This is a genomic window from Verrucomicrobiia bacterium (assembly GCA_035489575.1).
Lineage (GTDB): Bacteria > Patescibacteriota > Saccharimonadia > Saccharimonadales > JAGQNK01 > DATHJY01.
Map to the genome: position 1 here is coordinate 177,428 of DATHJY010000013.1, position 12,661 is coordinate 190,088.

Below are 12,661 nucleotides of genomic sequence, written 5' to 3' on the forward strand. Positions count from 1 at the left end.
CTGACGAGAGCCTGAGGCTGGCCACAGTAGGTGGAGCAGGGTACTAGGGTGGACAATTTTCAGAAGCTGGAGCGCAAAGCTTACACCTACCTCATAGTGCTGCATTGTCTGTTGATAGTCTTTGCCTTGTCCATATGGCTGGTCGGAACCCAGTTTGGCCTTCCTCCAGTGGTGATAGTCTCGACAGACGCCATCGTTACGCTAGTACTGGCCCATTTTGCCGCCAAAGCTGGCAGCAGCTACCTCATGAAACCCCTCAAGGCCCTGTGGCAGGCAATATTGCACGTAGCGCCCGACACAACAACAGTAGCCGCCCCCAATATGACCGAGCTGCGCATGGGTCGCGAGCTCATCACCTCACTGGCCAATCGAGTGTATCAGTTTGCCAGCCAAGAAGATGGCCGAGACCTAGCCACTCACCGCAAGTCAATTCTGCAAGCCGTTAACGTAGTTAGCCGGTTTCCGCTGCCCGTCTTTGTGTTTAACAAAGAACAATTTGTTACCAACGCCAGCCTAAAAGCCCTGGAATACCTCCAACTGGAAAGCCCACAGGTGTTTGGACAACGCATTTTCGACAGCGTTAACTTTGAATTTCCCAGCGAATTTACACTGGAAAAGTGGATTGATGATTGCCAGCAAAACAAAGTAACCGACCAAGCCTACTGGGAGCGCGTCCATGTGGTTTTACGGGACGGCAAGACCGTAAAGCAGTGTGACATTGCCGCCTACTACAACCGAGACAACGAAAGTGGCACCGAATTCATCGTGACCCTCTTTGACCACACAGAAGAGTACAGCAAAGACGATCAGTCGCTAAGCTTTGTGGCCTTGGCCGTACATGAACTGCGTACCCCACTGACGGTTATGCGCGGCTACATAGAGGTGTTCGAAGAAGAATTAGAAGGCAAGCTAGACGACGAACTGCAAACCTACATGGATCGCTTGCGTGTCTCTGCAGATCAGTTATCTGCTTTTGTAGGCAATATCTTGAACGTTGTCAAAATAGAAGAAAACCAGCTGTCGCTACAGATGGTAGAAGGCACGTGGGAGTCGCTCCTGAGAACTGCCTCGCTCCCTATGCAAAACCACGCCCAGGCTCTTGGCAAGTCTATAACCTTCACCATAGAGCCCAATCTGCCCACGGTGGCAGCTGACCCCGTCAGCATTTCACAAGTGGTGAACAACCTGCTGGACAATGCCATCAAGTACAGCAACACCACTACCGAGATTATCGTTACCTCATCCTTAAACCAAGAGGGAATGGTAGAGACAACCGTACAAGATTTTGGCGTAGGTATTCCAGAAAGCGTGCTGCCCAACCTGTTTGAGAAGTTTTATCGCAACCACCGCACCAAGGCGCAAATCGGCGGAACGGGCCTGGGACTGTACCTGAGCAAGGCCATTGTAGACGCCCACGGTGGAAACATTTGGGTCCGCTCCAAGCCAGGGAAGGGCAGTAGCTTTAGCTTTACCCTACAACCCTACGCTCAGCTTGCTGACGAAGTAAAAAACAGTAATAATACAGACATTGTGCGCCACGCCCATGGCTGGATAAAAAATCACTCGTTGTATCGAAAATAACCACAGCCACGCACCACAAAAGCACAGAGGGGCTTTGCCCCTCTGTGCTTTTGTTTTCAGGCACTAGACCTGATTTTCGCCTGCGTTACTCCTGGGCAGTGCCTTTTGCACAGCCCGGTCCGTTACTCGTCGAGAAATCAACCCTAGCACCCGAATGCATGGCTGTGGACGTGCTACTATTTAATGAATGGATGAACCAATATCCCAAACTGTTAAAAAAGTTCTCTGCATAGAGGACGAACACTTTATAAACGAGCTCTATGAACGCGCTCTGAAAAAAGCCGGCTACCAGGTAAAGATGATCATAGACGGGGAAGAGGGCCTGCACGAAGCCCTGACCGATATTTACGACATTATCCTGCTGGACATTATGATCCCCAACATGACCGGCACCGAGGTGCTCAAACGCTTGCGAGCCGAAAAACCAGACCTAAAGGCAAAGATCGTCATAACCACCAACCTCGAGATGGGCGACGAAGACCGGGCCGCCATAGAGAGCCAAGCCGACGGCTATGTAGTCAAGGCCGAGATGACTCCACGACAACTGGCCGAGTTTTTAGGCCAGCTCAACACCTAGGCACGCGGACTTGCCACTATCTCCTCTCTATTTAATTTTGCAAAAATATAAAAAATGTGTTAAAGTAACATAACTTCTACATCACCATTGTGTCGAAGATTCTTTGTCGGCAACAGAACAACAATCTCTCCGGAGGTAGCCGTGTCCTTTCAAGATCACTCCGTCCTAGTCCCTCACCTCCCTCTCAAGAAGAGAGAGATCCCCAGCGAGCCCGAAGACTGCGACGAGATCGCACGAATCGCCCAAGCCTTCTGGGAAGGAACTCTCGAGTGCCTTCCGAAGGGCTACACACCCAGCGAGTGGAGATCTGCAGTAACCCGCAAGCCTAACTGCTCCGCGATGATGCTGATCTACAACACCTGATCGCCCTACGCACGCCACCACCAAGATGCCACCGCCGCGCGTGGAACTCGGCCACCAGCCGAGCACCACGCGCCGGTGGCGCATCTTATCCGTGAGGAACTCCTGTTGTTTTTGTCTTTTACGTCCTAGAGCCGCCCGCATACTGGCACCCCGCTCCGTAAAACCCCCGTTGCCGACAAAAACACCTTATTATTCTGTGCGCAAAGGGGATACTTCTCAAGCTTAAGGTATTGTATATTCTGATAAATATTGTAAAATAGCTTGGTCATTCTGACATAGGTGCTAGGCCTACCCTAGAAGTGAACGCAGGGCCTCCCTGCAGTTTGCGCCGTTCCCTGAGGAGGGGACATGTTCAAGTTGTTCCTGTTCCTGGTTGTCATCGTCGTCACCGTCGTCACCGTCTACGTGATGGCCAGCCTCCTGGCTGCGGTCGTCGCCGGGTTCATCCTGGTCGTCGGCACGCTGGCCTACCTGATCATCGGTGGCAAGCGCCTCGTCGAGAGCCAGACCCCGGCCAGCTAACCAGCGCCGCCGACGCCCCCCTCACACCCCGGACCTCTTACCGAGAGGATAAGTTCCTGCCAAAGGGACAAAGACGGACTCTGTGCCCCAGAGACCCTCCACCACACCCCAAGAGACCATACACTTTGTACCCGCGCTTTCATGCGTTGGCCCCACACAGTGCATTTGGTCTCTTTTTACATACTGGGTATATCTGTTATAGAATGAATCGGTCAATCCTGACACCGCGCACCCCCAAGGAGTGAAGTGGAACTATTACTCAATGCCTCCATCGCCGAGGACTCCATCCAGGACGCCGTCCCCACCATCGACAACATCGTCAGTGGTGGCCTGACCAACGGCAGCGACAAGCTGTACATCGTTGCCGGCTTCCGCAACCCGGACGGTACGGGTGGCATCCTGACCACCTTCGCCTACGGCGACAGAAGGGGATGGAAGTACCCCATCGACGACATCGCCCTCGGCAAGTTCGACATCTCCGCAGCCACCGGCTTGCCCTCGCGCCTGGTACAGACCCAGGAACCCGAGCGTCTTCGTGACGGCGACGTCAAGTACGGCGGCAGCTGGGTCCTGGGATCCATCGTGGTCGCCGCCTCCGGGTTTCCGTCCTACTGGGACGAGCAGATCTGTGCCATCATCTGCCACATCATGAGGGGCCGGGTGCACGTGCTGCGCGAGCGCCTAGAGAAGGCAGCAGGCGAGGACGTCTACCTCGTGCGCTCCCGGCTGGCGGCCTAGGGGTCACCGCTAAAGGGTTTGAGCTGGTTGCTTGCTATGCGCATGATGCGTGCAAGCGACCAGCTCACCCTTGATTTTTTAATAGAAATGTGTTAGAGTAGTATAGTCATTCTGACATGATAGGTGCTAGGCCTCCCCCTAGAAGTGAAGACAGAGGTAATTCTCTGACTTTGCGCTCTCCCCACAAAGGAGACTCTCGTGCAAGAAGCCAAGTGGGCTGCCATCGGAGCTGTCTGGGCCGCGATCGTCCTGATCGTGTCAATCGGCGGCGGCGGCGGCGGAGTGCTGATCGTCGGCATTTGTGTGCCGCTCATCATCTTCGGCATCGTCCGTCTTGTCAATCGGTTCCGCAACAAGCCCGCCGAGAAGAAGACACTGACACCGGATGACAGGCGACGCCACGTCCGCAAGGAAGACCAAGCCACAGTGGACGCCCTGATCGACGCCGTCCAGGAACGGATCGACGACTACACCACCTCGACAGTGCCCGACTGGGAGACCTCCTACTCGCTGGTCGACAACGCCAGCAAGCAAGTGCCGAGGGCAATCGTCGAGAACGTCAGGGTCCACTTCGAGGACAACGGCTGGGAGACCGGTATCAAAGACGACGAACTCGTCGTACGCGACCCAAAGAACGCGCCCAAGCCAGCCACCCCGCCGACTGCGCCGTCCACCACCAGCTAGACCAGCTCCGGCTGATCAACGCGAGACTAGGGGTGTCTAGGATTTATAAGTGCTCCCGCATCGGAGCTGCCTAGACACCCCACCGTGGGACCAAGACTTTTGCTTTGCCACGCTTTCAAGCGTTGCACCCCCAAGCAAATATCTCGGTCCCTCTTTCTTTTTTGGTTTATACTAAGGGGAGTCATGGGAGTACTTTCTGGCAGAACCTATCCCAGACCTCCAGTCCCGCCCCAAAACCACTCATTCCGGCGCCAATCCGCCCTGACTTTCCAGCCGTAACTATGGTTACGCCTGAAAAGACCAGAACGAATTGTCATCCGAAATGTATCGGTTTTGGCATCGGGAGCGAGATCTGACATAGGCTCTAAGAATTTCCACCCCCAGGCTCTATCAATTACCTTGTCTTCGTTCTTCTGGACGATGGCTCTAGCCAGCCTCACTGGCTTCAAACCTAACTCTTTTTTATAACCTTCTAGTCTCGAAAGGTAATTGATATGTATTATGAAAAACCCGGCGGCGTGTCTGTGCACGATGGTTTTCCCAACCCCGCCACCGACGCCAGCTTGCAAGGCGTCGACCTCAACAAGATGCTGGTGCGCAATGGTGCCAGCACGTACTTTATGCGCATCCTTGGCAACGATTGGCAGGACAGTGGGATCTTTGACGCCGATATCATTCTGATAGACCGTGCCCTGGCACCGCGCAAGACCGACCTAGTGGTGTGGTGGTACGACGGCAGCTTTGCCGTATCGCCCCATCACCAGCTGCCAGAGGGCAGTGAAGTATGGGGAGTTATCACCACCGCTATTCATCCGTACAGGAACAAGACATGAACGCGCCCATATTTGCACTCATAGACTGCAACAACTTTTTCGTGTCCTGCGAGAAAGTATTTCGGCCCGACCTAGAAGGCAAGCCAGTGGTAGTACTCAGTAGCAACGACGGCTGTGCCGTGGCTCGCAGTAACGAGGCCAAAGCCCTGGGCATTGCCATGGCCGCACCGGCTTTTAAATACCGTGACTTGTTCAAGCAGCACAACGTGGTGCAGTTCAGTGCCAACTTTGACCTGTACGGCGACATGTCTCGCCGCATTACCGAGCTGCTGACCACTATCACTCCACGCATAGAAGTATATTCGGTAGACGAGTCTTTTCTAGACCTCAGCCAACTGCCCATCCAAGACTACGCCGCCTGGGCCCAAGGGGTACGCGAGGCTATCTGGCGCTGGACCGGTATACCGGTGTCTATTGGTGTAGCCCCCACCAAAACCCTAGCCAAGCTGGCCAGTGAGCGTGCCAAGAAAGATCCAGAACTCAACGGAGTCCTGAGCTTTATAGATATGCCTGCGCAACTCGTAGGCCGGCAGCTGCACACCGTGCCCGTGTCAGAGGTATGGGGTATTGGTTGGCGACTGGCACCCAAAATGCGCGCCGAAGGCATCAGCACCGCCTACCAGCTCTCTCAGCTGCGCCCTCAGCGGGCCCAGCAACTCATGGGTATCAAGGGGCGACAGCTCATTGCCGAGCTAAATGGCGTCAGTTGCCATCCACTCGGGCTCGAAGCACGACTGCCCAAAAGTATTGCCCGAACCCGTACTTTTGGCGAAGATACTAATCAGAGTGCAGTGGTAGAGGCTGCCTTGGCATCGTTTGCCGCCCAAGCCGCTTTTCGGTTGCGGCGCAGTGGGCAACTCACCAGACGAGCGGCGCTGTTTGCCACCACCAATAAACACAAACCAGGCTATCGTCGCTGGAGCAGAGAAGTGGTGTACGACGTTCCCACGGCAGACACCAGCCGCATTATCAGCGACCTTGTTGGGCTATGGCACCAGCTATACAAGCCTCAGCAGGCCTACCACCGAGCCGGTGTGATGCTGTACGATTTTGCCCCCAGCCGCTTTGTACAAACAGATCTCATGGGATATATAGACATCCCTCTGCACGATGCCGCTACTCGGCGCATGCAAGCCGTAGACTCCCTCAACGAGCGCTTTGGCAAGCGCACCATCCGCAATGCTACCGAGCTCCTGGCTCAGACCTGGCGGCCTCGCTACAACTTGCGCAGCCCACGCTACACCACCCACCCGAGCGAACTCCCCCAAGCCAGGATTGTCACACATTAAGTTAAGGTACCAGTTTGATTTTTTATCTCATCCTTCTATAGTAGGTAAGTTATCGCCTCGGTGATGGCACGTTAATACTCTCTGTTATCTGACTCCCGAAGGGAATTCTGTGTCCACGACAACCACCATACACACACCGTGTACGGTCAACATGCGCGTCTTCGACCTCAGCGCCGACGACGCACCCGGCCATGTCGTCTTCGGCCGACTGGCCTTCCAGATCGACCAGCTCTCCCCGACTTCGGTCGTGGCACTGCAGCAGGTGCTCAACGGTCACCGCGGGCAGCTCACCAAGGCATGCCTGGCAGACATCGTCATCTGGGCTACCGATCACGCCACCAAGCAAGAGGGCCGACTCCGTCTGCTGCTCAGCAGCCAAGCCGATCGAGAAGGTCGCCGGATTGGGATTGGCCTGGTCAATCCGACCCTTCCCACCGTCTGCACGGTTGCCGTCAGCGTGTTCAACGACGACGGAGCCATCAAGTCCTTCGAGTTGCCAGATGTGCCCACCGACACGGTCCGCTACATCCAGCGGGGGATGAGCCACTTCAGTGGCGTACTCACCAACCCCTGTGGCGATCTGATGCATGCCTGGGCCGTCATGTGCTGTCCTCATGTCGTACCAACGCTCCTGACCGAGCTGCGGGGCTACCACAACATCGGCTTCAAGATCGACGCCGTTCGGATGGAGCACACCACGGTGTTCGTGGCCGAACCACCTAGCGAGGACATCATGCCATAACAGAGAGTTCGGGACGGAAACCCAGTGCGGCCGAAGCTTCAGCTTCCCCCTGGCTCCGTCCCGACCCTCTCTTTTGTCCAATCCAGTTCGTATTCCAAAAGGGGTCAGCAAAATTCTTGGTATTGAATATGAAAGTGCCCATGACATACGCTAGGTCTATGTCTTATTCACTGCGCCCAGGACCAAACTATAGACCAAATACGCCAATTACTATTGAAGTTTGCTTTTTTGATATAGATAACACCCTTATCTCAAATGACAGTGCCGAGTTACCAAGCAAGCGCTTTCAACAGATCTCGCGCAAAGCAGGCAAAAACACCCTCATAGGTGTAGCAACCGCTCGTTCACTCCAGCGTGCGCAGCACATTCTAGATGCAATTGGCTCAAATAGCATATCAATACTAAGCAATGGCGCCGTGCTTTATGATGCGGCAAGCAAAAAGATCGTTGTCGACAATAGCCTCCCGCTTGACGCAACCAACGAGCTTATTCGGGAATTTCGTAGGCGCACCTTTAGCTACGAAGTCCAAGATGATGGCATTGATTACACTTGGGCATATCCGGCAGGGAATGCGCCAGGAAACATGACCTACACTTCTGCAATTGATCCACTTCATCCTCAGGGGCCTCGCAGGAAGGTACCGGACTACACTCCACGCCACCCTCGAATACTGTGTGCAACTGTTTTTAGTGATGTTGATGTAGAGCGAGTACACGCGCTGGCGTCAAAATATGCAGACAAAGATGTGACTTCTCTTGTTGGGCATACAACTCTACTTGCCGGCGGAAAGACTAAGTACGAAATCTTTGTTGTTCACAAGAACGCAAACAAGCAATGGGCAATGGCTAAGGCACTGGAAATTTTAGGCATACCTGCAAAAAACGCACTAGCAGTAGCCGACGGCCACAATGACCTGGCGTTAATGCAAATGGCGGGGATTGGAGTTGCCGTTGATAACGCAGTTCCCGAGGTGCTTGCTAACGCAACTTTTATAGCTCCCAGCCAAGAGGATGATGGCGCCGCAACTGCGCTTGAACAGTTGATAAAATTATAGACAAAAGAGACGATATGTTCGTTTCTAGACTGTTTGTCACGCGCTAGGTAATAGGGGTACTTTTCAGCACCCGAAGGTTAAGATTGCTAAGGAGTTCGTTGCTTGTGAGAATGGCATGCCAGTAGGGCACATAAAAAGTCTCACCGCGACGGACGAGACTTTTTCTATCTGGGAGCGTTTCGACAAACGCTCAAAATTCAGCATGGTAAGGCCATAGGGTGGTTAAGGTCGAAACAATTTTAGAGATTGCTGAACAGCTTGACCCTAAACTTAAAGCTTTAGAGACTGTAGATACTAAGCTACGAACCAGTCGTAAGATTACTGTCGTCCTCAAGTGGCTTTCTGAATCGATGGTGTTCTTTCAGCGCTGAGAATCCAAGATTATCATAAAGCTGTCGACCGCCCATCTTACCATCGGCATCTGTATGCAAACGAACTATTTCCATTCCCCGAACATGAAGTGACCTAAGACTCTCCGCCATTAGCGCACCCGCCAACCCTTTACGGCGAAAAACAGGCAATACACCCACTTGTGTCACTTCGGCCACCTGAGTGTCGCTACCCGCTGCACTTTGCCTAGCCTCAACCCTGCTTAAGACAAAGCCTGCCACTTCATTGCCATGCCATGCTACGCGCCACAAGGATGAGTCGGGGCTTTGTGCTAGAAAATCTTGGTAATCCTCATCCGAATCGGGCGTATTCCCCCATGTGCCCTCATAAATTTCTTTATTTGCTTTGTATACTTTGTGTTTATCTTCTTCAGATTCTACCGGGCGGAGTTCATACCCCTCGGGCAGTGTGATGCCGTCTATTTTAGAAAAGTCCGTGAACTCCATCTCAAGCGACGACCAGACCTTTTGATAGCCATTTTTATCGATTAACGCCAATGTGTCTTTTTCGCTTTCAGATGCATTGGCGCCCAACATCTTGGGCGCATCAATCGGATGCTCTGCGACGATCTCTTTTATCCTGTCTTGAAGTGTTTCGAGGAGACTGCCACCCACACCCTGTCTACGGTGAGCCGGATCTACCCGACCCTGATGTAGGTACAAAAAAGTTCCATCCTCTTCGTCCCACCAGCTAACTTTTCCGTAGCCAACCACTTCATTCGTCTCACCATCAACAGCAACAAAAACGTCAGCATCAGTGTCCGAGTTATTGGCTTCCAGAGAATTCACCAAATCTTCCAAGCTAGGGATGGATTCGAGCGTTGACAGGGAATCCACCCCATCATTAAGTGCTGCCCTCACAGCCACTCTGTGCATGCTTGCAGCATCATCTGGTTGATAGGGCCGTATGTAGTGATTGCCGTTTTGGTCAGCCATGCTCATCACCGATTTGTGGATCTATGGGACTATACAAACTTTCTGATTTTCCATAAAACCAAGCCCATACTTGGTCACCATACGAAAAGTGATACCACTCAGGCATGCAGCTTGCAAAGCCTGCATCTAGCATGGCCCTTAAAAGTATTTGTCTAGTATTTTTTTGCTCTTGAGTTAGGTCGGAATAGTACAAGAAAGTTTCATCAGAATCATCATTTATTTTGGCACCAAAATCCATGGACTTATTAGACTTAGCATCCAATATATACACGTCTACGGCAGCGGCACAAACATGTGGAGGCAGCGTTATGTCGGGGTCACTTATAAAGGTCCGTGCGTGCTTCAGTGCCTCCTTTTCAGTAGCATCAGGATGCTCATCTTTATACTCTCTAGCGCATTCCACCAAGAGCTTACGTTGCACTTCAATTGGCCTATGTCCGGCTCGAATGACAAGTCTATACTGTTCATCCAATGAGTTGGCTGCTACTTGCAGTCTTTTGGCTACTTCCGAACGCAAATAGATATCGTCATATTCCGGATGTTCGACAATATAATCTCTGTATTGTTTTCCATCCCAATCGTCCTCAACCGTCCAACACGGCTCGACAATCAGCTTGCCTGCACTGCTAACTTTTACAAGTGGGTCATCAATATTGGCAGACTGATACTTTGAAAAATCAATTCTCTCAGTGCTTTTTGATCGCTGTATTTTTTCATCTAAGTTCATTACTAGTTAGTATACAACAATCACCTCTGTTAACTACGTAAGCACAACAACACAAGGGAATCGAACCTTGCCAACAGATGAGACTTTTCGGTAAACAAAAAGTTCCAGCTACTGCTAGAACTTTTCCTATCTGTCGGTGTTCGACAAATCTATTTCCCTAAAAATGGTGACCTCGGGGAATCGACCGACGTTCCGCCGGCCCGGAACTTCTGCCATGGCAACAAGTTGCCAGGTGAAGATTCCCTTGCGAACAGCCACAGGCTGTTCTCACCCGATTGCGGCAATCGAGGGTTCGATGCTCAAGAAATAACCAAGAAAAATACCCCACACGAGGTGGGGTATTTTTCTTGGTGAACCATAGGGTGAGTAGGGTCGAAACGTTCTTCGGTGAGATGGAATATCTTGAACCAAGGCTGAAAGCACTCGAGGTATGATAAATGCATGAAGACGGGGTGCTACACACGCTGTGTCTAGCCTTCAAAAACATGAATTGGACCATTCGCTAACCATGCCTCAATATTGGCGATCATCATATCATTGCCAATTCTGCTGGTAGTAGTGCTGTATGAAGCGATGCATGGAGTGGCGAGCACTTTGGGATGCGTTTGTAATTTCAAATATAGTGGATTCGTGATGTCACCAGGCTTTGCATTCATAACATCAAAAGCTACTACAGCCAGCCTGTTGCTATCAAGCGCATCAAGCATTGCGTCAAAATCAACCGTAGCATCTACGGTTACAGAGATAAATGCGGCGCCGGTCTTGAGTGACTGAAAGAACCTCTGATCCAGTAATCCTTTGGTAGTAGGATTAGCACTGAGGGTATCTACGACTATGTCGGCATCCTTAACTTTTTCGACCAAAGTATCGCCTCGCTTAAAATACTGTACATCCATATCCAAGGCCTTGCATACCGAGCCAACGCGCTTGCCGATATTGCCACAACCCAGAATTGTTATATTCTTATCGGCTAAGCCAGGCGAGCGAACAGGCGTTGGGGTAGTGGGTTCTTCTGTTGTATTTATATAGTGCATGAACTTGCGCGTAGTCTCGAGCACCATAAAAATGATCCATTCCGAAACAGCATGACGATTACTGCCAGGGCTATTACAAAGGGTGATCTTTCTTGACGCGAGTATTTCCGAATCTGCAAAGCTACTCACCCCAACGAAAGGTACCGTGACAAGCACATCACTTAGTCCGCTATAACTCTCTCGGAGCCCCGTTATTCCTGAACATACAACATCGAAGCCAGCGCAGCGCCTGAGCCATTCTTCTGGTGTTACTGCTATATCATCATAGAATGTCACAGTCCCCAAGCTGTTAAGCTTAGTCTTTTGTTCTTTTGACAAATCTAAAGGCTGAGTAACAACAATTTTCGTCATACTGTCATGATAGCAATCGACGTAACAAATGAAAAAGCCCGAATTTGACGTTCGGGACTTTTCATGGTGAATCATAGGGTGAGTAGGATCGAAATCTTGCTTGACGATTTGGAGGAGATGGATTTAAAATTTGAAAGTATTAGGTATATAATAGTATACGAAGGTTTACATAGTACTTAGTCAGGAGAAATAGTTATGTCGGCAACCCAAGCCATAAAGCTAGATGATGAAACCAATAATCGCCTAAAGGCACTGGCACAGCAGCGCGATAGGTCTGCACACTGGTTAGTGCGCGATGCACTACAACGATACCTCGCCGAGGAAGAACGCTTTGAACGCGAGAAAGCGGAAGACTTAGCAGAATATGAAGATTATCTACTTACCGGTAAGGCCATCGATAACGAAACAGTTACGTCTTGGCTTACGGAACTCGCAGACGGCAAGAAGACAGCATGGCCAAGGCAAAAATAGTCTGGCGCGAACGCGCTCTTGGTGATATTGATCGCCTATACAATTTCTTGTTCGACAAAAATGAGGAGACGGCCGCAAAAGCAGCTCAAGTAATCTTGCGAGGCAGCTCACTGCTTGAGCAGTCGCCACGACTAGGGCGTCCCATGGCAGACGGCACAGGGAGACGTGAAATATTTATTCCATTTGGGGCTGGTTTTTATGTACTGCGTTACTTCCTCGCAGATGACATTGTTGTTATTATTCGCGTTTGGCATGGACGCGAGAATCGAAAAGAAGCTTAAAAACTGGATTACGACTGGCAAACATGCAGTAAAAGTTCGATGCCCAAAGAAATAGCCAAGTAAAAAGCCCACGCATTGGTGGGCGTTT

14 protein-coding genes are annotated in these 12,661 nt (G+C 51.4%); 11 read left to right on the plus strand and 3 right to left on the minus strand.

Translation table 11 applies throughout. From position 1 onward, the window contains the following. Positions 1-48 precede the first annotated feature (48 nt). From VK694_06745 to VK694_06785, 9 genes are all read left to right on the plus strand, one after another. A complete protein-coding gene (locus VK694_06745; GenBank protein HTE58415.1) occupies positions 49-1,581 on the plus strand; it encodes a HAMP domain-containing sensor histidine kinase in 1,533 nt (510 codons plus the stop codon). A gap of 187 nt (positions 1,582-1,768) precedes the next feature. After that, positions 1,769-2,158: a response regulator gene (locus VK694_06750; GenBank protein ID HTE58416.1), complete on the plus strand. Its 390-nt coding sequence runs from the start codon at positions 1,769-1,771 to the stop codon at positions 2,156-2,158. A 711-nt stretch (positions 2,159-2,869) separates the two neighbouring features. Next, positions 2,870-3,043, plus strand: coding sequence for a hypothetical protein (locus tag VK694_06755; GenBank protein ID HTE58417.1), 174 nt, complete (start codon positions 2,870-2,872; stop codon positions 3,041-3,043). A 246-nt stretch (positions 3,044-3,289) separates the two neighbouring features. Beyond that, a complete protein-coding gene (locus VK694_06760) occupies positions 3,290-3,781 on the plus strand; it encodes a hypothetical protein (GenBank protein ID HTE58418.1) in 492 nt (163 codons plus the stop codon). 198 nt (positions 3,782-3,979) lie between these two features. Beyond that, positions 3,980-4,465, plus strand: a complete 486-nt coding sequence (locus tag VK694_06765) for a hypothetical protein (GenBank protein ID HTE58419.1) — start codon at positions 3,980-3,982, stop codon at positions 4,463-4,465. A 494-nt stretch (positions 4,466-4,959) separates the two neighbouring features. Then, entirely contained in the window at positions 4,960-5,298 is a 339-nt protein-coding gene (locus VK694_06770) for a S24 family peptidase (GenBank protein HTE58420.1), read from the plus strand. Further along, a complete protein-coding gene (locus tag VK694_06775; protein HTE58421.1) occupies positions 5,295-6,587 on the plus strand; it encodes a Y-family DNA polymerase in 1,293 nt (430 codons plus the stop codon). Before VK694_06770 ends, VK694_06775 begins: the two co-directional genes overlap by 4 nt. Positions 6,588-6,849: 262 nt before the next feature. After that, positions 6,850-7,329 carry a hypothetical protein gene (locus VK694_06780; protein ID HTE58422.1) on the plus strand — a complete coding sequence of 160 codons (480 nt, stop codon included), beginning with the start codon at positions 6,850-6,852 and terminating at the stop codon, positions 7,327-7,329. 158 nt (positions 7,330-7,487) lie between these two features. After that, on the plus strand, positions 7,488-8,384 hold the full coding sequence (locus VK694_06785; GenBank protein HTE58423.1) for an HAD-IIB family hydrolase: 897 nt from the start codon (positions 7,488-7,490) through the stop codon (positions 8,382-8,384). Positions 8,385-8,683: 299 nt separating this feature from the next. Here VK694_06785 and VK694_06790 read toward each other — a convergent pair whose 3' ends face one another. The 3 genes from VK694_06790 to VK694_06800 all read right to left on the minus strand — a co-directional run bounded on the left by VK694_06790 (position 8,684) and on the right by VK694_06800 (position 11,821). Further along, positions 8,684-9,709, minus strand: a complete 1,026-nt coding sequence (locus VK694_06790) for a GNAT family N-acetyltransferase (GenBank protein ID HTE58424.1) — start codon at positions 9,707-9,709, stop codon at positions 8,684-8,686. After that, a complete protein-coding gene (locus tag VK694_06795) occupies positions 9,702-10,436 on the minus strand; it encodes a M15 family metallopeptidase (protein HTE58425.1) in 735 nt (244 codons plus the stop codon). The genes VK694_06790 and VK694_06795 overlap by 8 nt, the downstream gene beginning before the upstream one ends. Positions 10,437-10,906: 470 nt before the next feature. After that, the gene (locus VK694_06800) at positions 10,907-11,821 is read right to left on the minus strand and encodes an NAD(P)-dependent oxidoreductase (protein ID HTE58426.1); all 915 of its coding nucleotides are present in this window, start codon (positions 11,819-11,821) and stop codon (positions 10,907-10,909) included. Between the two features lie 195 nt (positions 11,822-12,016). Between VK694_06800 and VK694_06805 the strand changes: the two genes are divergently transcribed. Next, complete coding sequence (locus VK694_06805) at positions 12,017-12,292, plus strand: ribbon-helix-helix protein, CopG family (GenBank protein ID HTE58427.1); 276 nt, start codon at positions 12,017-12,019, stop codon at positions 12,290-12,292. Next, complete coding sequence (locus VK694_06810) at positions 12,274-12,573, plus strand: type II toxin-antitoxin system RelE/ParE family toxin (protein HTE58428.1); 300 nt, start codon at positions 12,274-12,276, stop codon at positions 12,571-12,573. Before VK694_06805 ends, VK694_06810 begins: the two co-directional genes overlap by 19 nt. Positions 12,574-12,661: the final 88 nt, after the last annotated feature.

Bases quoted from the DNA above. Each gene is read 5' to 3' on its own strand.
- VK694_06810 (HTE58428.1), top strand. From the start codon at position 12,274: ATGGCCAAGGCAAAAATAGTCTGGCGCGAACGCGCTCTTGGTGATATT.
- VK694_06805 (HTE58427.1), top strand. From the start codon at position 12,017: ATGTCGGCAACCCAAGCCATAAAGCTAGATGATGAAACCAATAATCGC.
- VK694_06775 (HTE58421.1), top strand. From the start codon at position 5,295: ATGAACGCGCCCATATTTGCACTCATAGACTGCAACAACTTTTTCGTG.
- VK694_06795 (HTE58425.1), bottom strand. From the start codon at position 10,436: ATGAACTTAGATGAAAAAATACAGCGATCAAAAAGCACTGAGAGAATT.
- VK694_06790 (HTE58424.1), bottom strand. From the start codon at position 9,709: ATGGCTGACCAAAACGGCAATCACTACATACGGCCCTATCAACCAGAT.
- VK694_06770 (HTE58420.1), top strand. From the start codon at position 4,960: ATGTATTATGAAAAACCCGGCGGCGTGTCTGTGCACGATGGTTTTCCC.
- VK694_06750 (HTE58416.1), top strand. From the start codon at position 1,769: ATGGATGAACCAATATCCCAAACTGTTAAAAAAGTTCTCTGCATAGAG.
- VK694_06755 (HTE58417.1), top strand. From the start codon at position 2,870: ATGTTCAAGTTGTTCCTGTTCCTGGTTGTCATCGTCGTCACCGTCGTC.
- VK694_06800 (HTE58426.1), bottom strand. From the start codon at position 11,821: ATGACGAAAATTGTTGTTACTCAGCCTTTAGATTTGTCAAAAGAACAA.
- VK694_06785 (HTE58423.1), top strand. From the start codon at position 7,488: ATGTCTTATTCACTGCGCCCAGGACCAAACTATAGACCAAATACGCCA.